Origin of the sequence: Neisseria sp. CCUG17229 (genome assembly GCF_047839235.1) — a bacterium.
In the GTDB taxonomy this organism is placed as follows: domain Bacteria; phylum Pseudomonadota; class Gammaproteobacteria; order Burkholderiales; family Neisseriaceae; genus Neisseria; species Neisseria brasiliensis.
The window spans coordinates 404,477-429,528 of sequence record NZ_CP181247.1 but is presented as its reverse complement, the minus strand read 5'-3'; the positions used below and the strand labels follow the sequence as shown (position 1 = coordinate 429,528).

Here is a 25,052-nt window from a genome sequence, read left to right as displayed (position 1 = left end):
CCCCAAAACCGTCAACTCCCACAAACAAATAATTTCTACAAAAATCAACAAATCGCTGTTTTACAACAAAATTTAATTTCAACTAATTTGTAAAAAAAAACCACTCCAACCACCCAAACTTATCAGCGTTATATACAAAGGCCGTCTGAAATGAAATTTTTCAGACGGCTTTTAACTTGTCTTTTTACGACATATTTCTATCAGAAGCCACAGCTTTCAGACGGCCTTGATACTTATATAGGGATATATAGGGAATTTTTTGGTATGATTCAGGCTACTTTTATCTTTTTTATCCATCAGGCTTTTGATTATGTCGGTCTATACGAGTGTTTCAGATGATGAGATGCGTGCGTTTCTCACTCAATATGATTTAGGTGATTTTATTTCTTTGCAAGGTATCGCCCAAGGAATTACCAACAGCAATTATTTTTTAACTACCACAACCGGGCGATATGTATTAACTGTATTTGAAGTACTCAAACAAGAAGAATTGCCTTTTTTCCTACAATTGAATTTACATTTAAGCAATAACGGTGTTGCCTGCCCAGCTCCGATTATTCGTAAAGACGGCAAATTAGATTCTACCTTAGTTGGCAAACCGGCTTGCCTGGTAACCTGCTTGAAAGGCTCCGACACCAGCTGGGCGACGGAAGCTCAATGTTTTAATACTGGCGCGATGTTGGCGAAGATGCATTTAGCCGGCCAAGACTTTCCATTGACTATGGAAAATCCGCGTTATGATCGCTGGTGGCATGAAGCCTGCACTCAGCTTTTACCCGTTTTAAGTAACGAAGATGCACAGTTATTGCAACAGGAAATCGCTTTTTTAGATCAAAATTTAGGCCATCACCTACCTTCCGGCATTATTCATGCTGATTTATTCAAAGATAATGTTTTGCTGGATGGAGAACAGGTTGCCGGCTTTATTGATTTTTATTATGCCTGCAACGGTAATTTTATGTATGACTTAGCGATTGCGGTAAACGATTGGGCACGAACAGCCGATAATCATTTGGATGTATCTTTACGAGATGCCTTTATTAAAGGTTACGAAAGTATCCGACCTCTGTCTGATGAAGAACGCGTCTATTTCCCTATTGCACAACGTGCAGGCTGTATCCGCTTTTGGGTATCACGCTTATTGGATTTCCATTTCCCACAATCCGGTGAAATGACCTTTATTAAGGATCCAAATGCTTTCCGTGATTTGTTGCTGAATTTAAAATAATGATTTAAGGACTGACTATATATTCATACAGCTTTTTTATTTTGCCAACAAATCCTTCCTGACCAGACCTCTTATAAAAACAATATAATTCCGCTACAATAACCTTTTATGATTTTTCAGACGGCCTATCAAACAACAGGCCGTCTGAAACCCAGTGACACCATTCAATCCGAGAACAAACATGACCGATTACAGCAAAACCGTCAACCTGCTTGAAAGCCCGTTCCCAATGCGCGGCAATCTGGCCAAGCGCGAACCTGCATGGCTCAAAAGCTGGTACGAACAAAAACGCTACCAAAAATTGCGCGACAAAACCAAAGGCCGTCCGAAATTCGTTTTGCACGATGGCCCACCGTATGCCAACGGTGACATCCACATCGGTCATGCCGTCAACAAAATTCTGAAAGACATCATCATCCGCAGCAAAACCCAAGCCGGTTTCGATGCGCCTTATGTACCTGGCTGGGACTGCCACGGCCTGCCGATTGAAGTGATGGTGGAAAAGCTGCACGGCAAAGACATGCCTAAAGCGCGTTTCCGCGAATTGTGCCGCGAATATGCCGCCGAACAAATCGCCCGCCAGAAAAAAGATTTCATCCGCTTGGGCGTATTGGGCGATTGGGACAACCCTTACCTCACCATGGATTTCCAAACCGAAGCCGACACCGTGCGCACTTTGGGCGAAATCTACAAAGCCGGTTATCTGTATCGCGGTGCCAAGCCGGTGCAATTCTGCTTGGATTGCGGCTCATCATTGGCCGAAGCCGAAGTGGAATACAAAGACAAAATCTCTCCGGCCATCGACGTGGCTTATCTGTTTCAAGACAACGCCGCATTAGCCAAAGCCTTCGGCGTGAACAGCATTGATGGCGAAGCCTTCGCCGTGATTTGGACCACCACACCTTGGACACTCCCTGCCAGCCAAGCGATTTCTGCCGGTGCGGAAGTGGTGTACCAACTGATTGCCACCGCCAAAGGCCATTTGGTCTTGGCCAAAGATTTGGCAGAAGATGCGCTGAAACGCTACGGCCTTTCAGACGGCATGACCGTCGTGGCCGAAACCATCGGCGCGCATTTGGAAAACCTGCATTTGAACCATCCGTTTATAGAACGCGACATTCTGATGCTCAACGGCGACCACGTCACCACCGATGCCGGTACCGGCTTGGTGCACACCGCCCCTGCTCACGGTTTAGAAGACTACACCGTCTGCAACCAATACGGCATTGAGCTCTACAACCCGGTTAACGGCGAAGGCCGTTACATCAGCGAAGTGCCGCGCGTGGCCGGTTTAACTGTATGGGAAGCCAATCCGGTGATTATCGAATGGCTGCAAGAAAACAACCGTTTATTGTGCAATACCAAGCTGGAACACAGCTACGCCCACTGCTGGCGCCACAAAACGCCGCTGATTTACCGTGCCACCGGCCAATGGTTTATCGGTATGGACAAACCGGGCACCGACGGCAAAACCTTGCGCGGCAATGCGATGAAAGCGGTAGACGACACCGAATTCTTCCCGTCATGGGGTCGTGCGCGTTTGCAAGCAATGATTGAAGGCCGTCCGGACTGGGTGGTTTCACGCCAACGCTACTGGGGCACGCCGATGACTTTCTTTGTACACAAAGAAAGCGGCGAATTGCACCCGAATTCTGCCGAATTACTGGAACAAGTGGCACAACGCATTGAAGAAAAAGGCATTGAAGCCTGGTTCTCGCTGGATAAAAGCGAATTGTTGAGCACGGAAGATTGCGAGCAATACGACAAGCTCACCGACACCATGGACGTTTGGTTCGATTCAGGTTCAACCCACTATTCTGTGTTGAAACAACGCGAAGAATTGACGTGGCCGGCCGATTTGTATCTGGAAGGCAGCGACCAACACCGTGGCTGGTTCCAATCGTCTATGCTCACCGGCTGCGCCGCCATGGGTCGCGCGCCTTACAAGCAATTGCTGACCCACGGTTTCGTGGTCGATCAAAACGGCCGCAAAATGTCGAAGTCCATCGGCAACGTGGTTGCGCCGCAAGAAGTGTACAACGAATTTGGCGCCGACATTCTTCGCCTGTGGGCAGCTTCAACCGACTATTCGGGCGAACTGGCAATTTCCAAAGAAATCCTCAAACGCGTGACCGAAAGCTACCGCCGCATCCGCAATACTTTGAGCTTCCTGTTTGCCAACCTGTCGGACTTCAACCCGTTTGAACACGCCGTGCCGCAAGACCAAATGGTCGAGCTTGACCGTTACGCGCTGATTTTGGCGCGCCAACTGCAAGAGCGCGTGGCCGGCGATTACTATCCACGCTATGCCTTCCACTTTGCCGTAAAAGACATCGTGTCGTTCTGCTCGGAAGATTTGGGCGCGTTCTACTTGGATATCTTGAAAGACCGCCTCTACACCACCCAAGCCGACAGCCACGCCCGTCGCAGCGCACAAACCGCCCTGTACCACATCACCCGCAGCTTGGTGCTGCTGATTGCGCCGGTATTGTGTTTCACCGGCGAAGAAGCGTGGGACATCATCGGCGGCGGCGAAGAAGACAGCGTGTTGTTCCACACATGGCACGAATTCCCGCCGATTAACGAAAAAGCCGAAGCCGAAATCGTGAAAAAATGGGCAGCCGTGCGCGAAGTGCGCGAAGCCGTGACCGCCGCGATTGAGCCGCTGCGTACCGACAAAACAGTCGGCTCATCACTGCAAGCCGAAGTCGACATCCACGCGCCGGAAGCATTGGCAGGCTATCTGAAAGCCTTGGGCGAAGAATTGCGCTTTGCCCTATTGGTTTCCAAAGCCAACGTGCATAAAGCCGACGAATTGAGCGTTACCGCTAAAGCCAGCACCGGCGAGAAATGCGAACGCTGCTGGCACTACACCGACGACATCGGCAGCGTAGCAGGTCATGCCACCGTATGTAAACGCTGTGCCGATAATGTCGATGGCAAAGGCGAAGAGCGTCATTACGCTTAATACCTGCCGACAATTCATTTAACCGGTAAGTAGACCAAAGGCCGTCTGAACAATATTGTTCAGACGGCCTTTATCTTCATTGATTACCATTTTTACCAGTACCCGGTTAACTTTTCTTATCCAAACTATTTTTAAATTCATCAACCTATATTTCACAAACACCTTATTCCTGCTTTCAGGTAAAATACCCCTTTTGACTGACTTCAGGCCGTCTGAAACATGAGTTCTAAAATCTCTTATCTGTTGCTGGCATTGTCAGCAATTGCGCTCGACCAAATCACAAAAATCTGGACGCTGGCGAATTTCCAATATCAAGAACGCGTAAACATCATTCCAAACTTTTTTGACTGGACACTGGTATTTAACCCTGGTGCGGCATTTAGTTTTTTAGCCGACCAAGGCGGTTGGCAAAAGTATTTCTTTTTAACACTAGCATTGGTAATCAGCGGCTATTTATGGCGCGGCATTGCGAAAAATGACTTTGCGCGCTGGGGCAAAATCGGCGCGGCAATGATTATCGGTGGCGCGATCGGCAATGCAATTGACCGTGTCGCTTATGGACATGTAGTTGATTTTTTATTATTTTATTGGCAAGATTGGTATTACCCTGCTTTCAATATCGCCGACAGCTTTATCTGCGTAGGTGCAGTATTGTTGATATTAGATGGCTTTTCAAGCAAACATAAAAAGAATGTGGCGGCAGAGAATCAGGCCGTCTGAAACTGAATTTTTCGGAATACACACATGACAAACAAAACCATTATGCTGGCCAATCCACGCGGCTTTTGTGCCGGCGTTGACCGCGCTATTGCAATCGTGGAGCGAGCGCTGGAAGAATACGGCGCGCCGATTTATGTGCGCCATGAAGTCGTGCACAATAAATTTGTAGTGGATAATCTGCGTGATAAAGGTGCAATTTTTATTGAAGAATTGTCGGAAGTACCGGCCGGTGCTACGCTGATTTATTCGGCGCACGGTGTATCGAAGGCGGTACAGGAAGAAGCAAAAATGCGCGGTTTCCGCGTGTTTGACGCGACTTGTCCGCTGGTAACCAAGGTGCATAAAGAAGTGGCTCGCTTGGATGCGCAAGATTATCAAATCATTATGATCGGCCACAAAGGCCATGTCGAAGTAGAAGGCACAATGGGGCAACTGCCGCCGGGTAAAATGTTACTGGTCGAGGTGGTGGAAGACGTAGCAGCATTGGAAGTAGCTGACCCCGATAAGCTGGCCTATGTGAGCCAGACTACTTTGTCGGTCGACGAAACGAAAGACATCATCGATGCGCTGAATGCGCGTTTCCCGAATATCCGTAACCCACACAAAGAAGACATTTGCTACGCCACCACCAACCGCCAAAAAGCGGTGAAAGATTTGGCGGCAGAATGCGATATTGTGATTGTGGTCGGCTCGCCGAATTCGTCCAACAGCAACCGCTTGCGTGAAGTCGCAGCAGTGCGCGGCGTGGATGCGTATATGGTTGATAACGCCAGCTATCTAGAAAAAGAATGGTTCGACGGTAAAACTAAAGTCGGTGTAACAGCCGGCGCGTCGGCACCGGAAGTGTTGGTGCAGGAAGTCTTGGAGACCATTCAATCTTGGGGACACGATACTGTGCGTGAAGGCGGAGGGGCGGAAGAAAGTATTGTATTTGTCTTGCCGAAAGAATTGCGCCGAGAAGGTGAGAATAAGCAGGTTTTGAATAAGGGCTAATTTCCGCCCAGAATCATGAAGGCCGTCTGAAAAATGATCTTTCAGACGGCCTTGATTATATTCCGTATTTTGTTGATGCGTTTATTTCAATAAATCCGACAAACTGTCGTCTTCAACTGCTTCAACGCTATAACGCTCTTCCGCCCACTCGCCCAAGTCAATCAGCTTGCAACGATGGCTGCAAAACGGACGGTATTTGCTTTCACTGCTCCAAATAACCGGTGTTTGGCAGGTCGGGCATTTCACGATGGTAATGTGTTCATTCATATTCAGACGGCCTTGAGTGTATGGGCATAATAACGATGTAAGCGTTGGATTTTTTCGGCTAACTCATTCAAGTTACCGTCGTTTTTAATCACATCATCAGCATGCAGCAATCGTTCACGGCGTGACGCTTGACTGGCCATAATACGGCGGATTTCTTCTTCGCTCAAGCCGTTGCGCTGTTTGACACGCTCAATCTGCGTGGCTTCATCCACGTCAATCACCAGCACACGTTGCACCAAAGCAAGAAACGACGGATTTTCCACCAGCAGCGGCACATCGATAATGCCATAAATGGCTTCCGGATATTGCGCCTGTTGCAGGCGAATTTCTTGCAAAATCAATGGAAACATCAAAGCTTCGAGCATAGCTTTGGTTTGAGGCCGTCTGAACACTTCCTCACGCAACGCCACACGATTCAGACGGCCTTCACTTTCAAATACATGCTCGCCAATGGTTTCACGAATGGCTGGTAAGGCTTTGCCGTTGTCCGCCGTCAGGCTGCGGCTGAGGGCATCAGCATCAATATGCGGCACGCCCAACGCAACAAATGCCGCCGCTGCTTGTGATTTGCCACTACCGATACCGCCTGTTAATCCGACCCAAACCGTCATGTAACATCCTCATTTCGTTAACCACCATTGAATCAATTGGTGAATCGGTTCATTGGTAATGAAAATAACCCATCCGACCACCGCCAAGCTTGGGCCAAAGGCAAATGGCTGCCCTTTAGCAACCCGCGATACAAGCGCGCCGATAATGCCGATTAATGCTGCCATAAACACCAATATCGGCAATACGTCCACACCTAGCCATGCACCCAGTGCAGCCAATAATTTAAAGTCGCCACCACCCATGCCGATTTTACCGGTTAAGAGTTTATAGACATAACACAGCAACCACAAACTCATATAACCGCACACTGCGCCCAACACCGCCGATTGCAACGTGGTAAATGTGCCGTTGTAGTTATACAGTAAACCCAGCCACACCAGCGGCAGAGTTAGGGAATCGGGCAGATATTGGGTATCGTAGTCGATAAAAGTGAGCGCCACCAACATGGCAGTGAAAATCAAGCCACCAAATGTCAGCCACGACCAGCCGTATTGCCATGCCACAACACCAAATAAGATGCCGGTAAGTAATTCCACTAAAGGATAACGGATGCTGATGGGCGTTTTACACGAACTACATTTGCCACCCAACAGCAAGTAACTCACAATCGGAACATTCTGCCAAGCCTTCACCGGCGCATGACATTGCGGACAGCGTGAATCAGGTTTTGACAATGTAAACGGTGCTTCTTCTTCGGCCGTAAGCGGCACATTCAAATGCTCTTTAGCAAACTGCGTCCAACCGCGCTCCATCATGACTGGCACACGATAAATCACCACATTCAAAAAGCTGCCGATTAACAAACCGAAAATCACCGCCAATGGCACAACAAACGGCGCTAAGGCATTCCAAGTTTCCAGCATCTTAACCCACCACGTTGCCCAAGTTGAACAGCGGCAAATACATCGCTACCAGCAACACACCGATCAATGATCCCAATACTACCATGATAATCGGCTCCATCAACGAAGATAATTGCGCAACAGCATTATCCACTTCATCCTCATAAATCTCTGCCACTTTGTTCAACATATCATCTAAAGAACCTGATTCTTCACCCACTGCAGTCATCTGAATCACCATATTCGGAAACAGATCTGTAGCCTGCATGCCGGAAGTCAGCGACAAACCTTGCGTCACTTTGGCACAAATGTCTTGCGTAGCCTCTTCATACAGGATATTGCCTGACGCACCTGCCACCGAATCCAACACTTCCACCAACGGCACCCCTGCAGCAAACAAAGTAGACGTGGTTCGAGCCCACCGTGCAAGAATCGCCTTCTGTACAATTCGCCCGAAAACGGGTAGTTTCAGCAATACCGTATCGCCACGTTTTTGCCAAGAAGGTGAATTTTGATACCGCTTATATATAACCAAACCAATTAGCATCAAGCCAATCATCATTATCCAGCCATACTCGACAAATAAATCGGAAACATTCATCACCATTTGAGTCAGCCAAGGCAGCTCGGTCCCCATGCCGCTATATACATCTTTAAACGCTGGTAACACAAACATCATCATGACAAACATCAACATTACGGCAACTACGATAATCGAAATTGGATAAATCAGTGCCGTTTTCACTTTTTTCTTAATGGCTTGTGTTTTTTCTTTATAAACCGCCAATTTATCCAGCAAGTTATCCAACACGCCACCAACCTCGCCGGCAGCAACCAAATTACAGTAGAACCGATCAAAATATTTCGGGTATTGGGCGAAAGACTCACCCAATGCACGCCCCTGCTCTACTTCAGCCCGGACCTGCATAAGCATTTGTGTCATCGCAGGATTCGAATGCGCGCGCGCCACAATTTCAAACGCCTGTATCAAAGGCAGGCCTGCTTTCATCATGGTTGCCAACTGGCGGGTAAATACCGTGATGTCTTCTTGCGTGATGCGGCGCTTGCGTACTGCCTTCACCTTACTGATACGCAACGGACGGATGCCGCGGCGCTGAAGCTTTTTACGCGCCTCTGCCTCATCCTTCGCCACCACCTCACCGCGCACCAGCTGTTCAATATAGATATTTTGACCTTCAAATGTAAAATGTTTACCTTTATTTTGTCGGATGATCCCGCTCCTTTTGGGTTTCGATCGAGCCATCATTCAATTTCCCCTTACTTTTCAGAATAAGTACTACAAATCTCCCTTGTCTTTCCCATTCTTAAAATCAGTCATTGGTGCGTGCCGTTACCTCTTCTAATGATGTCAGACCCTGCATCACTTTCAATAAACCGGCCCGACGCAAATCCACCATACCTTCTTGATAGGCCATTTTTTGGATATCGACTTCGGTACCGTTATTCATAATCACACGCTGCATTTCCTCTGTAATGGGCATCACTTCATATACACCGACCCGCCCTTTAAAGCCTTTGCCACGACAATTGTCGCAACCGACAGGGCGATACATTTGCCAATTTTTAGCTAAATCTTCATCAGTAAAACCGGCTTTTTTCAATGCAGGCACCGGAGGGCGCTCAATCGGTTTTTTACAGCTTGGACACAAACGACGCAACAAACGCTGTGCCATAATCAAACTGACCGAACTGGCAATATTAAACGGAGCCACACCCATATTCAACATACGCGACAAAGTAGCCGGTGCATTATTGGTATGCAGTGTCGAAAAGACCATATGACCGGTCTGTGCCGCTTTAATCGCAATGTCAGCCGTTTCCAAGTCACGAATCTCACCAACCATAATGATATCCGGATCCTGACGTAAAAAAGAGCGTAGTGCGGCCGCAAAGGTCAAACCCTGCTTGTCATTGACATTAACCTGATTAACCCCCGGCAAGTTAATCTCGGCAGGGTCTTCCGCCGTGGAAATATTCACGTCTTCCGTGTTCAAAATATTCAGGCAGGTATAAAGCGAAACAGTTTTACCCGAACCGGTCGGACCTGTTACCAATACCATGCCGTAAGGCCGCTGAATAGCATCAAGCAGCATTTCTTTTTGAAATGGCTCAAAACCCAATTGGTCGATATTCAATGTGGCGGCATCCGAATTCAGAATGCGCGTCACCACCTTTTCGCCGAATAAAGTCGGCAAGGTACTCACACGAAAATCAATCGGGCGGCCATGTTTATGAAAGGCAATCTGAATACGGCCATCCTGCGGTACACGCTTTTCAGAGATATCCAAACGCGCCATCACTTTAATACGGGAGGCCAGCTGACCGCGTAATGCAACCGGCGGCTGCACCACTTCACGTAATTGCCCATCGACACGAAAACGCACCCGTGCCGTCTGCTCATAAAATTCGAAATGAATATCCGAAGCACCCACACTCAAAGCATCCGACAATACTTTATGGATGAAACGCGGAATCGGACCGTCTTCCGCTTCCTCGTTATCAATATACAAAACTTGGGAAGGATGGGAAGATTCTTGATCTTGGCTGATTTCCTTTAATAAGTTTGTAGATCGTTGGCCAATCCATTCCAGCAAAAAAACCAACTGATCATAAGGCACCACAACCAGATCAACAGAAAACCGGGAAGATGCAACCAGCTTTTGGAAAATCTGAATCTGAGTCGGATCCGCAACAGCCAAATAAACCTTACGGCCACGGCGGAAAATCGGTACACAGCCACTTGCCACCATCTGCTCTTCAGTTAAGACATCGGCCAAAACACGACTACGCGGATAATAGCGCAAATCCAACAAGGGATAATCGAATGTTTCTGCCATTAACTTAGCCAGCGCTTTGGGCGAAATTATGTCGTCATCAAACAACATTGATATCATCTTTTGATGTTTTGACGCATTTTGATAATATTCTGCCTGCTCAGGTTTAATTATCTGATTGTGTAATAATATCCGCAGTAGTCCGACACTCATGTTGGCTCATCCGTTTTTAAAGAGGCTGTATTGAATAGCCGGCTTCGATTTCTACATTTTTATCTGCCGACCGGCCTGATTTTAAATCCACTTTTGAATCGGTATCAATAGACATCAACAAACCTTGGCACAACCTATTTGAAAGCCGGCGTATACAAAACCGATGTCATTCACGCACCGGCAGAAATGGCGGCCATGGTGATTTGTACGGGTGAATGAGGTTTTTCAAAGACCTCATCCAATTTGAATTTTGAAAAACAAAAAACAAAAAGGCCGGATGGATTCCGGCCTTTACACATATTCCAGACAAAAAAATAACCGCTTAAGCGGTTAGTGGTGGCCAGAGGCGGGATCGAACCGCCGACACACGGATTTTCAATCCGTTGCTCTACCAACTGAGCTATCTGGCCTTCGCGTGTTTCGTTGCGAGATGTGTATTAAACCAAAAATACCGCCCTTATGCAAGCCTTATTTAACAAAAATCTGCATAAAATCACTAAATACATGTTTTATATTGAATTAAAATTTCATGATTTTGTCTGCATTTCCGGTATTTTCCAAGAATTTATTTTATCAGGCCGTCTGAAAACAGAATCATGGTCGTTCATCCTGTTTTTAAGCTACAATATCCGTTTCCCTCTCAATAAAAAACACACACATGCTTTATCAATTTTTAAAAGATATGCTGAATATTCTGCGCCTGCGTTACCGTCCGCCGATGGAATACCTCTACACACTGCCGGTCATCGCTGCCGTATTATTGCTGCTGGGCGTGATCAACGCGGCCAGTATGTCGCCTTTATTCGGCCAAGAACCTGCCGCGATTGTGTTTGCGGTTTTGCTCACCATCGTGAAATGGCTGGTATTGAGCCGAGCCATGCGTGCAGTGATTCATTATTACGGCGGCACTCCACGCTTGCCGCTATGGGGTTTCACCTTGGCTTCCGAAGCCTTAGCCATTCCCATGCTGGCTTTGTTTTATGTACCGCAATTGGCCACACTGGCACTGTTTTACCAGGTATGGATTTTTTGGGCACAGGCCATCGGTTTTATGAAAATGGGCAATGTTTCCGGCTGGAAAATCATGCTCGGTTATCTATTGTATTTCCTCGGCACACTTGCCGTCGGTTCGGTCTTGCTGATTCTGTTTATCCAAGCCGGTTGGATGGATGCCGATACCTTAAACCAACAACTGCAAGCGATTATGCAGGGTAAAGATGCTTAAATATATCGAGGCCGTCTGAAACGTTTCAGACGGCCTCTATTCTTGTTTTATACGAATAAAAAAATCCCACACAGCCAAAACCGTGTGGGATTTTCTTTTTACAATCTGAAGTGTTCAGACGGCCTATTACATCATGCCGCCCATACCACCCATGCCGCCCATATCAGGCATAGCCGGTTTGTCTTCAGGGATTTCAGCAATCATGCAGTCGGTGGTCAGCATCAAGCCGGCGATAGAGGCTGCGTGCTGCAATGCAGAACGGGTTACTTTAGCCGGATCCAATACGCCCATTTCAATCATGTCGCCGTATTCGCCGCTGCCTGCGTTGTAGCCGTAGTTGCCTTGGCCTTCCAACACTTTATTCACCACCACGCTTGGCTCGCCGCCGGCATTGGCCACGATTTGACGCAATGGAGACTCAATCGCGCGCAATACGATTTGTACGCCCGCATCTTGGTCGGCATTGCCGGTGTGCAGGTTTTCCAGAGTTGAACGGGCACGCAGCAAGGCCACGCCGCCGCCTGCGACCACGCCTTCTTCAACGGCGGCACGGGTCGCGTGCAGCGCGTCTTCTACGCGGTCTTTCTTCTCTTTCATTTCCACTTCGGTTGCGGCACCGACTTTAATCACCGCCACACCGCCGGCCAATTTGGCCACGCGCTCTTGCAGTTTTTCACGGTCGTAATCGCTGGTGGCCACTTCGATTTGCTGACGGATTTCCGCCACACGGCCTTCGATTTGGGCGGCATCACCGAAGCCATCAATAATGGTGGTGTTTTCTTTGCCGATTTCGATGCGTTTGGCTTGACCCAAATCTTCCAAAGTGGCTTTTTCCAAAGACAAGCCCACTTCTTCCGAAATCACTTGGCCACCGGTCAAAATGGCGATGTCTTGCAACATGGCTTTGCGGCGGTCGCCGAAGCCCGGTGCTTTCACGGCCACGGTTTTCAGGATGCCGCGGATGTTGTTCACCACCAAAGTCGCCAAGGCTTCGCCTTCCACGTCTTCAGCGATAATCAGCAGCGGACGGCTGGTTTTGGCGATTTGTTCCAAAACAGGCAGCAGGTCGCGGATGTTGCTGATTTTTTTGTCGAATAACAAGACAAACGGATTATCCAAGGCCGCGATTTGTTTTTCGGCATCGTTGATGAAGTATGGCGACAGGTAGCCACGGTCGAACTGCATGCCTTCTACCACATCCAACTCGTTTTCCAAAGATTTGCCGTCTTCTACGGTAATCACGCCTTCTTTGCCGACTTTTTCCATCGCTTCGGCAATGATCTGGCCGACCTGCTCGTCAGAGTTGGCCGAAATCGAACCCACTTGGGCGATTTCTTTGGAAGTGTCGCAAGGTTTGGCGATGTTTTTCAACTCGTCCACCAAAGCGGCCACGGCTTTGTCGATACCGCGTTTCAGATCGGTTGGGTTCATGCCGGCAGTCACATATTTCATGCCTTCCACCACGATGGCTTGTGCCAACACAGTTGCGGTAGTGGTACCGTCACCGGCCACGTCGTTGGTTTTAGAAGCGACTTCTTTCACCATTTGCGCGCCCATGTTTTCGAATTTGTCTTTCAATTCGATTTCTTTGGCGACAGACACGCCGTCTTTAGTGATGTGTGGGCCGCCGAATGCGCGATCCAATACCACGTTGCGGCCTTTAGGGCCTAAAGTTACGCGCACGGCGTTGGCCAAGGTGTTGACACCGTTCACCATTTTTTGGCGAACTTCGCTACCGAATTGTACGTCTTTTGCTGCCATTGATATGCTCCAATAAATTATCTGGTTTACAGCCGTCGAACCTTTTCAGACGGCCTAAATATTAGGTTGAGATTATTCTACAATCGCAAAAATGTCTTCTTCGCGCATCACCAACAGCTCTTCGCCGTCGGCTTTCACGGTTTGGCCGCTGTATTTGCCGAAAATCACTTTGTCACCGACTTTCACATCCAAAGCACGGCGTTGGCCGTCGCGGCCTACTTTGCCGGCACCCACGGCAACCACTTCACCCATATCAGGTTTTTCGGCTGCAGCACCCGGCAACACGATGCCTGATGCGGTTTTTTCTTCAGCTTCAACGCGTTTTACCACTACGCGGTCATGTAAAGGACGGATGGTCATGTAATATTCTCCAAAAAAGTTGCATAAAGTTTGTTTTGAAAATTCACAGATAAAACAAAGATATCTGCTTCAACGCAGCTAAAAATAAGGTTATCGGCGCAAAATTCAAGCCCTGAAGCGTAAATTTTTCTGTGGGGTGCGGCCGATTATGTTTCATGATATGCAGTAGGCCGTCTGAAAACAGATGGCACTCTGCACAATACCAATTTTTCAGACGGCATTATTTTTTGATAATCATTTTCGATTAGACTATAATCTTCAGCATATTTCTTATTAGGCCATCTGAAATGTTTCAGACGGCCTCCATTACCTGAAGCCAGTTATGCCTATGCTGCTCAAAAAATTCCTGCTCACTTTCAGCCTGCTTTTTACCACAGGCATTGCCGTAGCCGCGCCTGATTTAAGCCAAAAATCAGACACCGCGCCGCTTTACGCGCCCGACAGCCATTATCGTTTTGAAACGCTGAATTTCCAATCTGCCGACAATAAACGCCGATATCGCGTGTATTTAGGTATTCCAAAAACCGCCGTGCCAAAGCAAGGCCACAGCGTATTGTATGCGCTGGATGGCAACGCCTTGACCGAAAACCTAAGCCCGTCACGCCTAAACACGCTCAAGCAGCCGCCGGTGTTGGTGCTGATTGGTTACGACACCGATTTGCGCTTCGACACCGCCGCCCGTGCGCACGATTACACGCCGCCCAATCACCAAGGCCAAACCTTCAGCGATGCCGTTGACACCACGCGCACCCACGGCGGCGCGGCGGACTTTTTACAACTCATCAACACCGCCATCCGCCCGCAAATCGAAGCGCGCGTGAAGCTCAATCCTAAGCGGCAAATGCTATGGGGGCATTCCTACGGCGGTTTGTTTGTGCTGTATACGCTTTTAAATTCGCCGCAAAGTTTTACCCACTACATCGCCGCCGACCCCGCTTTGTGGCTTGAGCAAGGCAGTTTATATCAGCAATACCAAACCGCGTTCAGACGGCCTGATGTCTTTGACAACCGCACGTTATTCATCGAACAAAGCCAGCGCAAACGCGAGCGCAACACCAGCAAACTCACACCCGAACAAGCTGCCCGTTTGGCCGCACGACAACAGGCTGCCGCTCAATTACCCAGCGATGCGGGTAAAAAATTAACCGAGCAAATGTCCGCCCGAAACGACATCCGCGCGAAATTTACCGGCTATCCCGACTTGGATCACGGCGGCATCTTACCGATTTCCTTTCTACACGCCTTGGAAATTGCCGCCGAGCCATAATATTTTTTCAGACGGCCTATTTGAAATAAAGGCCGTCTGAAACCCACACACCAAAAAGGAAAAGACAATGAACCCCAACCGCCCACGTCTTGTACAAGTTGCCTCATGGCAGGATGTCAGCCCGCATCTGCGCCGCATTGTGTTCCACAGCGAAGAATTGGCCGACTATCCTTACGCTTTCAACGGTGCGCCGATGAAAGTATTTCTGCCTGCCGTCGGCCAAACCGTGCCGAATTTTCCCGAAATGACACCGACCGGCCCGAAATGGGCAGAAGGCGTGCAACGCCCGTTTGTGCGCACCTATACCGTGCGTGATTTCGACCGCCAAGCCAACACGCTGACGATTGATTTTGTGCTGCACGGCGACAACGGCCCTGCCTCTGCTTTTGCCGAACGCGTGCAAACCGGCCAAACCATCGGCGTGAGCGCACCACGCGGCCGCGACGAAATGCTCAAGCCTGCCGCCGAATACCTGATGGTGGGCGATCTCACCTCCCTGCCCGCCATCGAATCCATGCTGCTGGATATGGATGCCGGCGCGCGCGGCAATGTGTTTATGCTGCTACCCGAAAACGAAACCCTGCCCGCCACCTTCCGCCACCCGCAAGGCATGAACGTGCATACCGTTTATGCCGAACCTGAGCAATACCCGAATATTATCGAGCAAGTGCGCCAAGTCCGCCCAACTAGCGATGATTGTTATGTGTGGATTGCCGGTGAAGCCGAGATGGTAAGCATGTTGCGCGATTTGGTGCGCAAAGAATGGCAGCTTTCCATCAAACAATGCTACGCCGTGCCATACTGGCGCTTGGGTGAAGCGGAAGAAAAATACCACCAAAAACGCCATGATTTTATGGACAGCGATGCGGAATAAGCTACGTTTGGTTGTTTTCAGACGGCCTTATTCAACTTAATCGTCCATCTCGTAAAAAATGCCCGACTTAAGTCGGGCATTTTGCATACTACTTTTAGAACGTGTAATTCATACCGATACGATATTCACGACCAGCACCTGGTAAGTTACTACGCTGAGCGTGTGGAATGTAATTCTTATTGGTAATGTTGTTTACCGCAAAATTCACATTCATCTTATCGTTGTTCAAAGGTTTCCAGTTAGCCGAAATATCGGTAACGCCGTAAGAAGCTTTACCAGTTCCATTAGCTGCAGTAATTTGAGCACTGCTGGTGAAGAAGTTATCTTCCGGTTTAACTTTCTCAACTTGACGACGATGTACAGCCACTTCCAAGTTTGGCTTGTTGAAGCGGTAAGCCAAAGAAGCAGTCCATGTGCGGCCAATAGCAGAAGCGTATTCCGGATTAGAGCTCAAATTCTCACCGTAGAAACGAGGTTTTGCATGAGCCACACCCAAACGTGCTGTCAAACCTTCATAACGATAAGAAGCGGCCAACTCGTAACCTTTGTTCTTAATGCGACCAGCATTGATGATTTCAGAGGCACACTGCAGGTTGGTGCCATCACACAAGTGGTTATCACGACCGGTGTTGGTACCCAAGGCATCTTTAATATTTTGCCAGAAGTAGCTGCCTTCGAAACCAAACGTACCATCATTGTAGTTAAAGCCGATTTCAGTATTACGGGCTTGTTCAGCTTTGGTACCATCAGCAATCGATACCACACCACGTGCACCGTGAGACATCAGTGCATCATGCATACGTGGGCTACGGGTTGCATAGTTATGGCTGGCACTGAAGCTTAAGCTCGGCATAGCTTGCCAAATCACACCTACGCTTGGATTAATCGCACCATCACTGATTTTCTTACCATCCATGGCTTTGAAATTGAAGTGGTCGTAACGCAAGCCCGCAGTCAAAGTGACATCGTTGATATCAACGATGGCTTCACCATATACGCCTACATCTTGTTTTTCCTGATTGCGAACACCTTCACGGAAAATTTGATGTGGTTTCACTTCTTGATTACGGTAGTTCACACCGTATTTCACTACTACATTATCATGTACGTGCGAATCAAAGTTTACGTTTGCGCCAATGGTATCAAGTTTGGCTTTAGTTGCACCGGTATTTTGTCGACCGCCGGCATAACCGTTACCACTGTCATCAGCAGACCAACGACCTTGCTCCAAGCGATAAATATTTGCGTTGGCTGATTCGGCAAAACCTAAGTTTTTGCCTGTCCATTCCAAGTTGGTATGGTTAACCGTCATTTTACGCATAGCTGGTGCTTGGCGATCCAAAGACAAACGTGGGCCGCCTACCGCAAATTCTTCACGAACCAATCGCTCACCTTTGTGTTGTTCGTGACGGTGACTCAAAGCGACACGGTGGTCTTCGTTGATATTCAGGCCAATTTTGCCCAAGTAACCGGTTTTATCCAATTTGCTGTAAGGCACACGGTCTGAGCCGTTGTACTCATTCGCATAATTTTTACCGCCTTTATATTCGTCTTCGTTAACGCGGTTACCGGCAAGCAAGTAATCAAATGAACCAGCCTTACCAAACAAAGCGGCGCCATAGTTATGACCGTCATTGCTGTTGTAACCTGCAGTAATGCGCGCACCAAAATTAGGGTTGGTGCTGTTTTTCAACAAGTCATCTGCATCCAAAGTTTTCGCAATCACTGCACCATTGGTTTGACCGATACCGGCAGAGGCACTACCCGCACCTTTTTGCACAGAAACGATTTTTACCAAAGCAGGATCCAACATATGGCGGCCTTGATGGTAGTGGATTTGACTATCTGAATAGCCGTTGTCCACTTTTACATCTACCGAGTTTTGACCCATGCCACGGATATACAGATACTGCGTGGTACCATTACCGGCACCCATACCAATTGCTGGCTCATCTTTAAACAAACCACGCAAATCAGTCTCTACGCTTTCATCTTTTTCTTTGCTGTTCACCACATTCGTTTTAACCTTAGCACCTTGACGGTCACCGGTTACCACTACTGTATCCAAATCAGCTGTATTCTGTACTTCGGTTTCAGCCGACACAGGCAATGCCACTAATGCGCACATTACCGCAGAAGCCAATGGCAACTTCTTAAAATCTTTCATTAATTATCTCCTTGATAAAGCTATTTTGATGAATTATTTACTGAAATTAGGCAACAACAAAACTACCTGAATCTCAATCCACTTACTCAAAACATTTTGCCAACTGAAAAGAATCTTAGCAGTATTTTACTATAATTACCAGAAGATAATAATGATTACCAATTCTTATGGTAAGATTAACATAAGAATTGAATTTGGCTCTTTTGAAATATGACACTGATGATTTGAAAATATTCTAGATATAATTTACATTCTAAAAATCCAATAATATTTAAGATAATGATTTTCATATAGTTATATCAAAAAAAAGAAATTTCTAGAATTGCTGAAACTTAATAGTCCAAACCAGTTTCCGCTCCACTGAGCAAAAAAATAACTGTAGCAGAGAAGCGACATCAATCTTTATCTCATTACACCAGCATACCAATTTTGTACGCAATTCTTGAACCATAAAAAAGCCGTCTGAAACCATTTTTCAGACGGCCTCATATTAAAAACCATTGCCATCAGTATTTTCCACACTTTATTTTCACACAAAGGAAATTCATGAAAATTCTGACTGCTTTATTCGTCGCCGCCGCATTGGGCGCGGCTTCTGTTTCCGCTGTTGCCGCTGGTTTCGGCCATCAGCAAGATGTTTCGATTGATGGTCGTGCCGTGAACGTGATGGATACGTCCGCCCGTATTATCGGCAACGCCCAAGGCAATGCGCCTCAATTGCTGGACAACATCACCGACGGAAAAACCGCGCGTGCCGTGCCGGGTTACAAAATCATGTTTATGAGCCGCGCTTATTCGCTGAACCACGCCGCCCGCCCGCCTCGTGGCGAGCAAACCGTTTGGGGAGACAACCGCGCCATTCACCGCGGCACCAAGGTATTGGTCGGCATTCCGGTGGTAAACGGCAAAATGCAGCTGAACCAAGCGCGTTTGCTGGATATGGCGGTGATTGATGATGTCGGCGTTGATGCGGCAGCCTTCAAAGCAGAAGACAAAACTCGCCCGCGCGGCAAGCAAATTGCGGGCAACGATGCCAAAATCGGCCAAACGTCTTTGAAATTAAGCCGTTTGGAATTGCCTGATATGCAAACGGGCGAACGCAGCGGCGGCGGTGTGGTGCTGGAAGCGTCAGCCGTGATTGATGGCAAAACAGTTGCCACTAAAGTCAACAGCACGTTCCGCGAGTTTGATGTTGCCAAACCGGATAATCCGCGCGGTTTTGCGGTGGATGAGCGTTTTTTGGCAAAATGATGTCTATTTCAGGCCGTCTGAAAACAAAATTGGCTTTCAGACGGCCTATTCAACAGTTTGCTGACTTACCTATGACAAACTTGGAAATTCATCAAATCTGTGCGAAAATAAAAGAAAACCATTCTCATCATTGATACGGTTTCAAATCATGGGCTTAATCAGGCGCTCTTGCCCGTATCACACATTCATTTTTTGGAGATTTTTAATGTTACGTTTAACTTCTTTGGCCGTATGCTGCGCGCTGGCCTTAAGCGCATGTACCCCGAAACAAGAAGCCGCCCAACCGGCTGCACCTGCTGCTTCAGGCGCTTCTGCTGCTGCGGCTTCTGCGGCACCTGCTGCACAAACTGAAGGCGCAACCCTGACCGTGAAAACCACGCGCGGCGATGTGCAAGTGCCGCAAAATCCTGAGCGCGTAGCCGTGTACGATTTGGGCATGGCCGATACGCTGCAAAAATTGGGCGTGCAAGCCGGTATGTCGATTGAAAGCACCAAAAACCTGTTGCCATACTTGGGCGATTACCTGAAAAACACCCAACCTGCCGGCACCTTGTTTGAGCCGAACTTTGAAGCCTTAAACAGCTACAAACCGCAATTAATCATCATCGGCAGCCGCACCGCCAAAGCCTTCGACCAATTGAACGCGATTGCGCCGACCATCGAAATGACCGCCGATACCGCCAACCTGAAAGAAAGCGCGAAAGAGCGCATTGATGCTTTCGGCCAAATCTTCAGCAAACAAGCCGAAGCAGACGCGTTGAAAGCCGAAATCGACGCTTCTTTTGATGCGGCGAAAAAAGCAGCCGAAGGCAAAGGTAACGGCTTAGTGATTATTGTGAACGGCGGCAAAATGTCTGCTTTCGGCCCGACTTCCCGTTTAGGCGGCTGGATTCATAAAGACATCGGCGTACCTGCGGTAGATGAAGCCATCAAAGAAGGCAGTCATGGCCAGCCGGTGACCTTTGAATACTTAAAAGAGAAAAATCCGGACTGGTTGTTTGTATTAGACCGCGGTGCAGCCATCGGTGAAGAAGGCCAAGCAGCGAAAGACGTGTTGGATAATCCATTGGTAGCCGAAACCAACGCTTGGAAAAAAGGCCAAGTGGTGTATTTAGTGCCTGAAACCTATCTGGCAGCCGGCGGCGCGCAAGAATTGCTCAACGCCAGCAAACAGCTGACCGATGCTTTCAATGCCGCAAAATAAGCGTATTTGATTATTCAGACGGCCTTTGATTAGCAAAGGCCGTCTGAACGCGTTTATCGGATTGAGAAAAATCATATGGCTGTCAGCAAACGTAATCCGAAATTAAAAGAAGCAGCATTGCTTTTACGCCAAAACATGACAGAAGCGGAAACGCGCTTGTGGTATCACCTTCGTGCCAAACGGTTAAACGGATTGAAATTCCGCCGCCAGCAGCGAATCGGAGGCTATATCGTTGATTTTATGTGTCATGAACATAAGCTGATTATCGAATTGGATGGCGGACAGCATGCCGAACAAGCCGAATACGACCGCATTCGGACTGAATTTTTGAATCGGCAAGGCTATCGTGTTGTCCGTTTTTGGAATCATGATGTTTTGCAGCATACGGAAAGTGTTTTAGAAGAGATTTTGCGGCATTGCTGTTAGCGGATTTTTATAGATGTGGGCGGATGTTATTTTTAAAAACTGAACTTTGGCGGTTTTCACCCTCTCCCTAGCCCTCTCCCTCTAGGAGGGAGAGGGCTAGGGAGAGGGTGAAAAACCTTTACCGCAACACAGCCCTAAAAATTTACCAATAAACCTTATTTGAACCTTAGCCCGTCCATTTTTTTCAGACGGCCTTAAATAAAAACAGCAAAACTTGACCCACACAGCAACCCGTCCCCTCTCCCTCCCCGAGGGAGAGGGTTAGGGAGAGGGTGGAAAACTTTACTGCAACACAAACCCTAAAAATTTACCAATAAACCTTATTGAACCATAACGCGTTTTATTTTCAGACGGCCTTTTAAAAAATACATCAAGGCCGTCTGAAAATAAAATGCACTTTAATGAATAAATAAAACCCATGTTCAAAAACGCCCTTTCCTTAAACCTAGCCAGCATTTTCACCCTGATTGTGCTGTTTTTCATCAGCCTTTCGGTCGGCGTGGCCAGTTTCGATTGGCGCAATCTGTTTGACATGTCCGACAACATGCAGCTGATGTGGGTGAGCCGCTTGCCGCGCACATTTGCGATTGTGTTGACTGGTGCATCGATGGCGGTGGCGGGCATGATTATGCAGATTTTGATGCGCAACCGTTTTGTCGAACCCTCAATGGTGGGGGCGAGCCAGAGCGCGTCTTTGGGTTTGCTGCTGATGGCGTTGTTTGTGCCATCGGCCGCCCTATTGGTAAAAATGTCGGCAGCGGCAGTAGCGGCGATGGTGGGGATGCTGGTGTTTATGGCGCTGATCCGCCGATTGCCACCGACCGCGCAATTGATGGTGCCGCTGGTGGGGATTATTTTCGGCGGGGTAATTGAATCGGTAGCGGTGTTTATCGCGTATGAAACCGATATGCTGCAAATGCTGACCGTATGGCAGCAAGGTGATTTTTCAGGGGTGTTGCTGGGGCGTTATGAATTGCTGTGGCTCACCGGCGCATTGGCGGTGTTTGCCTACCTGATTGCCGACCAGCTCACCATCATCGGTTTGGGCGAAACGGTCAGCGTGAACTTGGGCTTAAACCGTAATACCATTTTGTGGGCGGGTTTGATTATCGTGGCGCTGATTACCTCGCTGGTGGTGGTGACGGTAGGCAATATTCCGTTTATCGGCTTGGTTGTGCCCAACATCATCAGCCGCCTGATGGGCGACAAGCTGCGCCAAAGCCTGCCGGCGGTGGCCTTGATGGGCGCATCGCTGGTGTTGCTGTGCGACATTATCGGCCGCTTGGTGGTGTTTCCGTTTGAAATTCCGGTATCGGTGATTTTCGGCGTAGTCGGTACGGTGTTATTCTTAGGTTTATTGTTGAGAAAACCTGCCCATGCCGTCTGAAACGTTTCAGACGGCCTAACTAAAGAATACCGAATATGCACACCGATCACCTGCTTCATATCGACAAACACCACATCTGGCACCCTTACACGTCCATGACCAAGCCATTGCCGGTCTATCCGGTGGCGCGTGCCGATGGCGTGATGATCACGCTTTCAGACGGCCGTTGCTTGGTTGACGGTATGTCTTCGTGGTGGGCGGCGCTGCACGGCTATAATCACCCACGTTTGAATGCAGCTGCCACTTCGCAATTGGAACAAATGAGCCACATCATGTTTGGCGGTTTGACCCACGAACCGGCGGTGCAGCTGACCGAATTACTATTACGCATTCTGCCGCCTTCGTTGAACAAGGTTTTTTATGCCGACAGCGGCTCGGTGGCGGTTGAAGTGGCCATGAAAATGGCACTGCAATACCAGCAAGCCATCGGGCAACCTGAGCGCAACCGTTTTGCCGCCATTCGAGCAGGCTATCACGGCGACACTTGGCATGCGATGTCGGTTTGCGATCCGGTCACCGGTATGCACGGTTTGTTCGGCAGCAGCTTGCCGGTGCAATATTTTCTGCCGCAACCTGCCGTCAAATTCAATGAACCGTGGCGTGATGAAGCCATCGAGCCGTTGCGCGACCTGCTGGCGGCACACGGCCACGAAATCGCCGCGCTGATTGTGGAGCCGATTGTACAAGGCGCGGGCGGCATGTATTTTTATTCGCCGGTTTACCTACAAAAAGCGCGTGAATTGTGTTCGGCACATGGGGTATTACTGGTGTTTGATGAAATCGCCACCGGCTTTGGCCGCACCGGCAAACTGTTTGCGATGGAACATGCCAACACCGTGCCCGATATTGTCTGCTTGGGCAAAGCGCTCACGGGCGGCTACCTCACACTTTCGGCCACCATCACCACCACCCACGTGGCTGAAACCATCTCATCGGGCGCGGCGGGCTGCTTTATGCACGGCCCAACCTTTATGGCCAATCCGCTGGCCTGCGCCGTGGCCGCCGAATCGGTTGCCATGCTGCTGGAAAGCCCGTGGCAAGAGCACATTGCCCGCATTGAAGCGCAATTGCGGCAGGATTTGGCAGTTGCCACCGAATGGGCATGCGTGGCTGAAGTACGCGTGTTGGGTGCCATCGGCGTGATTGAAATGAAAGCGCCGGTCAATATGGCTTCGCTGCAGGCTCGGCTGGTGGCGCATGGTGTTTGGGTGCGGCCGTTTGGCAGACTGGTTTATCTGATGCCGCCGTTTATCATCACGCCTGATGAATTGACCCGATTAACCGACGGCCTGCTGGCTGCTTTGGCGGAGGAATACGGTGCAACACTTTAAACACGCGCTGGACGAATTAAAAGCCCAAGACCGTTTGCGCCGTCTACCCGATTTGCCGCAACAAGGCCGCTATATTGTTTCAGACGGCCTTAAGCTGCTGAATTTGTCGTCCAACGATTATCTTGGTTTGGCACACGATGAAGCCTTGCAGCATGAATTTTTAGCAAGTGAAGCCTGCCGCGCGCTGCCGTGGTCGTCGTCTTCATCACGGCTGCTGACCGGCGGTTTTCCAATTTATCAGGAGCTGGAAGCGCTGTTGACCACGCGTTATCAGCGTGAAGCGGCTTTATTGTTCAACAGCGGCTATCATGCCAATGTCGGTATTCTGCCGGCGCTGGCCGACAAAAAAACGCTGATTTTGGCCGATAAATTGGTACACGCCAGCCTGATTGACGGTATCCGCTTAAGCGGTGCCGATTATCTGCGCTACCGCCACAATGATTACGCCCAGCTTGAACACTTGCTCGAACAACGCGCCGCCGATTACCGCTGCGTCATCATCGTGACCGAAAGCCTGTTCAGCATGGATGGCGACACGGCCGATCTACCACATTTGGTGCGCCTGAAAAAACGGTATGACCATGTATTGCTGTATGTCGATGAAGCCCATGCGGTCGGCGCATACGGCGAAACTGGCTTAGGCTTGGCAGAAATGCAGGGCTGCGTGGCCGACATCGACATCCTCACCGGCACATTCGGCAAGGCATTGGCTTCAGTAGGCGCGTTTGCCGTGTGCAGTGGTTTGATTAAAGAATACTTGACCAACCACATGCGCACTTTGATTTTTTCCACCGCCCTGCCACCAATCAATATGGCGTGGACGCATTTTATCTTCCAGCAGCTGCCCGAAATGAAAGCGCGTAGGAAGCGTTTGGCCGCACTCAGCCAACGGCTGCGTGAAGCGGTAGCAGCGCATTACCCATCGCCCATGTTGGCCGCAGCACACAGCCACATTATTCCGTGTGTACTCGGCAGTAATGAAGCGGCGGTCAAGCAGGCGAGAACATGGCAACAGCAGGGCTATTACTGCCTGCCGATTCGTCCGCCAACCGTGCCGCAAGGCAGCGCGCGCGTGCGGCTGTCGCTCACGGCCGACATCAGCGACGATGAATTAGACGGGTTTATCCAAACCCTAAACACAACGGCCACCTAACATCATAA

General features: G+C 48.9%; 21 protein-coding genes and 1 tRNA gene. 13 read left to right on the top strand and 9 right to left on the bottom strand.

Going from position 1 to position 25,052, the window contains the following annotated elements:
* Positions 1–310: 310 nt before the first annotated feature.
* The 4 genes from thrB (at position 311) to ispH (ending at position 5,909) form a co-directional block, all read left to right on the top strand.
* On the top strand, positions 311–1,228 hold the full coding sequence (thrB, locus tag ACM67B_RS02115; protein WP_416189954.1) for a homoserine kinase: 918 nt from the start codon (positions 311–313) through the stop codon (positions 1,226–1,228).
* A gap of 181 nt (positions 1,229–1,409) precedes the next feature.
* Positions 1,410–4,196 (top strand): isoleucine--tRNA ligase, encoded by a 2,787-nt coding sequence (gene ileS, locus ACM67B_RS02110; RefSeq protein ID WP_416189953.1) that lies wholly within the window; start codon positions 1,410–1,412, stop codon positions 4,194–4,196.
* 219 nt (positions 4,197–4,415) lie between these two features.
* Entirely contained in the window at positions 4,416–4,916 is a 501-nt protein-coding gene (gene lspA / locus ACM67B_RS02105) for a signal peptidase II (RefSeq protein WP_416189952.1), read from the top strand.
* Positions 4,917–4,940: 24 nt separating this feature from the next.
* The gene (gene ispH / locus ACM67B_RS02100; protein WP_416189951.1) at positions 4,941–5,909 is read left to right on the top strand and encodes a 4-hydroxy-3-methylbut-2-enyl diphosphate reductase; all 969 of its coding nucleotides are present in this window, start codon (positions 4,941–4,943) and stop codon (positions 5,907–5,909) included.
* A gap of 81 nt (positions 5,910–5,990) precedes the next feature.
* Here the strand turns inward: ispH and yacG are convergent, their stop codons facing one another.
* The 6 genes from yacG to ACM67B_RS02070 all read right to left on the bottom strand — a co-directional run bounded on the left by yacG (position 5,991) and on the right by ACM67B_RS02070 (position 11,048).
* A complete protein-coding gene (gene yacG / locus ACM67B_RS02095; RefSeq protein ID WP_095501899.1) occupies positions 5,991–6,176 on the bottom strand; it encodes a DNA gyrase inhibitor YacG in 186 nt (61 codons plus the stop codon).
* A 2-nt stretch (positions 6,177–6,178) separates the two neighbouring features.
* On the bottom strand, positions 6,179–6,787 hold the full coding sequence (gene coaE, locus ACM67B_RS02090) for a dephospho-CoA kinase (RefSeq protein WP_416189950.1): 609 nt from the start codon (positions 6,785–6,787) through the stop codon (positions 6,179–6,181).
* A 9-nt stretch (positions 6,788–6,796) separates the two neighbouring features.
* The gene (locus ACM67B_RS02085) at positions 6,797–7,651 is read right to left on the bottom strand and encodes a prepilin peptidase (RefSeq protein ID WP_416189949.1); all 855 of its coding nucleotides are present in this window, start codon (positions 7,649–7,651) and stop codon (positions 6,797–6,799) included.
* 1 nt (position 7,652) lies between these two features.
* Positions 7,653–8,894 (bottom strand): type II secretion system F family protein, encoded by a 1,242-nt coding sequence (locus ACM67B_RS02080; RefSeq protein ID WP_416190494.1) that lies wholly within the window; start codon positions 8,892–8,894, stop codon positions 7,653–7,655.
* 67 nt (positions 8,895–8,961) lie between these two features.
* Positions 8,962–10,638 carry a type IV-A pilus assembly ATPase PilB gene (gene pilB, locus ACM67B_RS02075; RefSeq protein ID WP_416189948.1) on the bottom strand — a complete coding sequence of 559 codons (1,677 nt, stop codon included), beginning with the start codon at positions 10,636–10,638 and terminating at the stop codon, positions 8,962–8,964.
* A 334-nt stretch (positions 10,639–10,972) separates the two neighbouring features.
* Positions 10,973–11,048: transfer RNA gene (locus ACM67B_RS02070), tRNA-Phe, on the bottom strand.
* 248 nt (positions 11,049–11,296) lie between these two features.
* On the opposite strand from ACM67B_RS02070, the gene ACM67B_RS02065 reads away from it, so the two are divergent.
* Positions 11,297–11,863 (top strand): hypothetical protein, encoded by a 567-nt coding sequence (locus tag ACM67B_RS02065; protein WP_416189947.1) that lies wholly within the window; start codon positions 11,297–11,299, stop codon positions 11,861–11,863.
* Positions 11,864–11,989: 126 nt separating this feature from the next.
* Here ACM67B_RS02065 and groL read toward each other — a convergent pair whose 3' ends face one another.
* Together groL and groES are read right to left on the bottom strand one after the other, a co-directional pair.
* Complete coding sequence (gene groL / locus ACM67B_RS02060; RefSeq protein ID WP_416189946.1) at positions 11,990–13,624, bottom strand: chaperonin GroEL; 1,635 nt, start codon at positions 13,622–13,624, stop codon at positions 11,990–11,992.
* A gap of 72 nt (positions 13,625–13,696) precedes the next feature.
* Positions 13,697–13,984 carry a co-chaperone GroES gene (groES, locus tag ACM67B_RS02055; protein ID WP_095501906.1) on the bottom strand — a complete coding sequence of 96 codons (288 nt, stop codon included), beginning with the start codon at positions 13,982–13,984 and terminating at the stop codon, positions 13,697–13,699.
* A gap of 328 nt (positions 13,985–14,312) precedes the next feature.
* Between groES and ACM67B_RS02050 the strand changes: the two genes are divergently transcribed.
* Together ACM67B_RS02050 and ACM67B_RS02045 are read left to right on the top strand one after the other, a co-directional pair.
* A complete protein-coding gene (locus tag ACM67B_RS02050) occupies positions 14,313–15,251 on the top strand; it encodes an alpha/beta hydrolase (protein ID WP_416189945.1) in 939 nt (312 codons plus the stop codon).
* A gap of 67 nt (positions 15,252–15,318) precedes the next feature.
* Positions 15,319–16,125, top strand: a complete 807-nt coding sequence (locus ACM67B_RS02045) for a siderophore-interacting protein (RefSeq protein ID WP_416189944.1) — start codon at positions 15,319–15,321, stop codon at positions 16,123–16,125.
* Between the two features lie 94 nt (positions 16,126–16,219).
* On the opposite strand, the gene ACM67B_RS02040 is transcribed toward ACM67B_RS02045, so the two are convergent.
* Positions 16,220–18,292: a TonB-dependent receptor domain-containing protein gene (locus ACM67B_RS02040; RefSeq protein WP_416189943.1), complete on the bottom strand. Its 2,073-nt coding sequence runs from the start codon at positions 18,290–18,292 to the stop codon at positions 16,220–16,222.
* A 546-nt stretch (positions 18,293–18,838) separates the two neighbouring features.
* Here ACM67B_RS02040 and ACM67B_RS02035 point away from each other — a divergent pair.
* The 6 genes from ACM67B_RS02035 to ACM67B_RS02010 all read left to right on the top strand — a co-directional run bounded on the left by ACM67B_RS02035 (position 18,839) and on the right by ACM67B_RS02010 (position 25,044).
* Positions 18,839–19,543, top strand: coding sequence for a hypothetical protein (locus ACM67B_RS02035; RefSeq protein ID WP_416189942.1), 705 nt, complete (start codon positions 18,839–18,841; stop codon positions 19,541–19,543).
* Positions 19,544–19,748: 205 nt separating this feature from the next.
* A complete protein-coding gene (locus ACM67B_RS02030) occupies positions 19,749–20,747 on the top strand; it encodes a siderophore ABC transporter substrate-binding protein (RefSeq protein WP_416189941.1) in 999 nt (332 codons plus the stop codon).
* A 75-nt stretch (positions 20,748–20,822) separates the two neighbouring features.
* A complete protein-coding gene (locus ACM67B_RS02025; RefSeq protein ID WP_416189940.1) occupies positions 20,823–21,173 on the top strand; it encodes an endonuclease domain-containing protein in 351 nt (116 codons plus the stop codon).
* A gap of 418 nt (positions 21,174–21,591) precedes the next feature.
* Complete coding sequence (locus ACM67B_RS02020) at positions 21,592–22,560, top strand: ABC transporter permease (RefSeq protein ID WP_416189939.1); 969 nt, start codon at positions 21,592–21,594, stop codon at positions 22,558–22,560.
* 35 nt (positions 22,561–22,595) lie between these two features.
* On the top strand, positions 22,596–23,891 hold the full coding sequence (gene bioA / locus ACM67B_RS02015; protein ID WP_416189938.1) for an adenosylmethionine--8-amino-7-oxononanoate transaminase: 1,296 nt from the start codon (positions 22,596–22,598) through the stop codon (positions 23,889–23,891).
* Complete coding sequence (locus tag ACM67B_RS02010; RefSeq protein ID WP_416189937.1) at positions 23,878–25,044, top strand: aminotransferase class I/II-fold pyridoxal phosphate-dependent enzyme; 1,167 nt, start codon at positions 23,878–23,880, stop codon at positions 25,042–25,044. The genes bioA and ACM67B_RS02010 overlap by 14 nt, the downstream gene beginning before the upstream one ends.
* The last annotated feature ends 8 nt before the right edge of the window (positions 25,045–25,052 follow it).

Excerpts from the sequence above, each read along its gene's own strand:
- thrB (WP_416189954.1), top strand. The coding sequence starts at position 311 with ATGTCGGTCTATACGAGTGTTTCAGATGATGAGATGCGTGCGTTTCTC.
- ileS (WP_416189953.1), top strand. The coding sequence starts at position 1,410 with ATGACCGATTACAGCAAAACCGTCAACCTGCTTGAAAGCCCGTTCCCA.
- lspA (WP_416189952.1), top strand. The coding sequence starts at position 4,416 with ATGAGTTCTAAAATCTCTTATCTGTTGCTGGCATTGTCAGCAATTGCG.
- ispH (WP_416189951.1), top strand. The coding sequence starts at position 4,941 with ATGACAAACAAAACCATTATGCTGGCCAATCCACGCGGCTTTTGTGCC.
- yacG (WP_095501899.1), bottom strand. The coding sequence starts at position 6,176 with ATGAATGAACACATTACCATCGTGAAATGCCCGACCTGCCAAACACCG.
- coaE (WP_416189950.1), bottom strand. The coding sequence starts at position 6,787 with ATGACGGTTTGGGTCGGATTAACAGGCGGTATCGGTAGTGGCAAATCA.
- ACM67B_RS02085 (WP_416189949.1), bottom strand. The coding sequence starts at position 7,651 with ATGCTGGAAACTTGGAATGCCTTAGCGCCGTTTGTTGTGCCATTGGCG.
- ACM67B_RS02080 (WP_416190494.1), bottom strand. The coding sequence starts at position 8,894 with ATGGCTCGATCGAAACCCAAAAGGAGCGGGATCATCCGACAAAATAAA.
- pilB (WP_416189948.1), bottom strand. The coding sequence starts at position 10,638 with ATGAGTGTCGGACTACTGCGGATATTATTACACAATCAGATAATTAAA.
- ACM67B_RS02065 (WP_416189947.1), top strand. The coding sequence starts at position 11,297 with ATGCTTTATCAATTTTTAAAAGATATGCTGAATATTCTGCGCCTGCGT.
- groL (WP_416189946.1), bottom strand. The coding sequence starts at position 13,624 with ATGGCAGCAAAAGACGTACAATTCGGTAGCGAAGTTCGCCAAAAAATG.
- groES (WP_095501906.1), bottom strand. The coding sequence starts at position 13,984 with ATGACCATCCGTCCTTTACATGACCGCGTAGTGGTAAAACGCGTTGAA.
- ACM67B_RS02050 (WP_416189945.1), top strand. The coding sequence starts at position 14,313 with ATGCTGCTCAAAAAATTCCTGCTCACTTTCAGCCTGCTTTTTACCACA.
- ACM67B_RS02045 (WP_416189944.1), top strand. The coding sequence starts at position 15,319 with ATGAACCCCAACCGCCCACGTCTTGTACAAGTTGCCTCATGGCAGGAT.
- ACM67B_RS02040 (WP_416189943.1), bottom strand. The coding sequence starts at position 18,292 with ATGAAAGATTTTAAGAAGTTGCCATTGGCTTCTGCGGTAATGTGCGCA.
- ACM67B_RS02035 (WP_416189942.1), top strand. The coding sequence starts at position 18,839 with ATGAAAATTCTGACTGCTTTATTCGTCGCCGCCGCATTGGGCGCGGCT.
- ACM67B_RS02030 (WP_416189941.1), top strand. The coding sequence starts at position 19,749 with ATGTTACGTTTAACTTCTTTGGCCGTATGCTGCGCGCTGGCCTTAAGC.
- ACM67B_RS02025 (WP_416189940.1), top strand. The coding sequence starts at position 20,823 with ATGGCTGTCAGCAAACGTAATCCGAAATTAAAAGAAGCAGCATTGCTT.
- ACM67B_RS02020 (WP_416189939.1), top strand. The coding sequence starts at position 21,592 with ATGTTCAAAAACGCCCTTTCCTTAAACCTAGCCAGCATTTTCACCCTG.
- bioA (WP_416189938.1), top strand. The coding sequence starts at position 22,596 with ATGCACACCGATCACCTGCTTCATATCGACAAACACCACATCTGGCAC.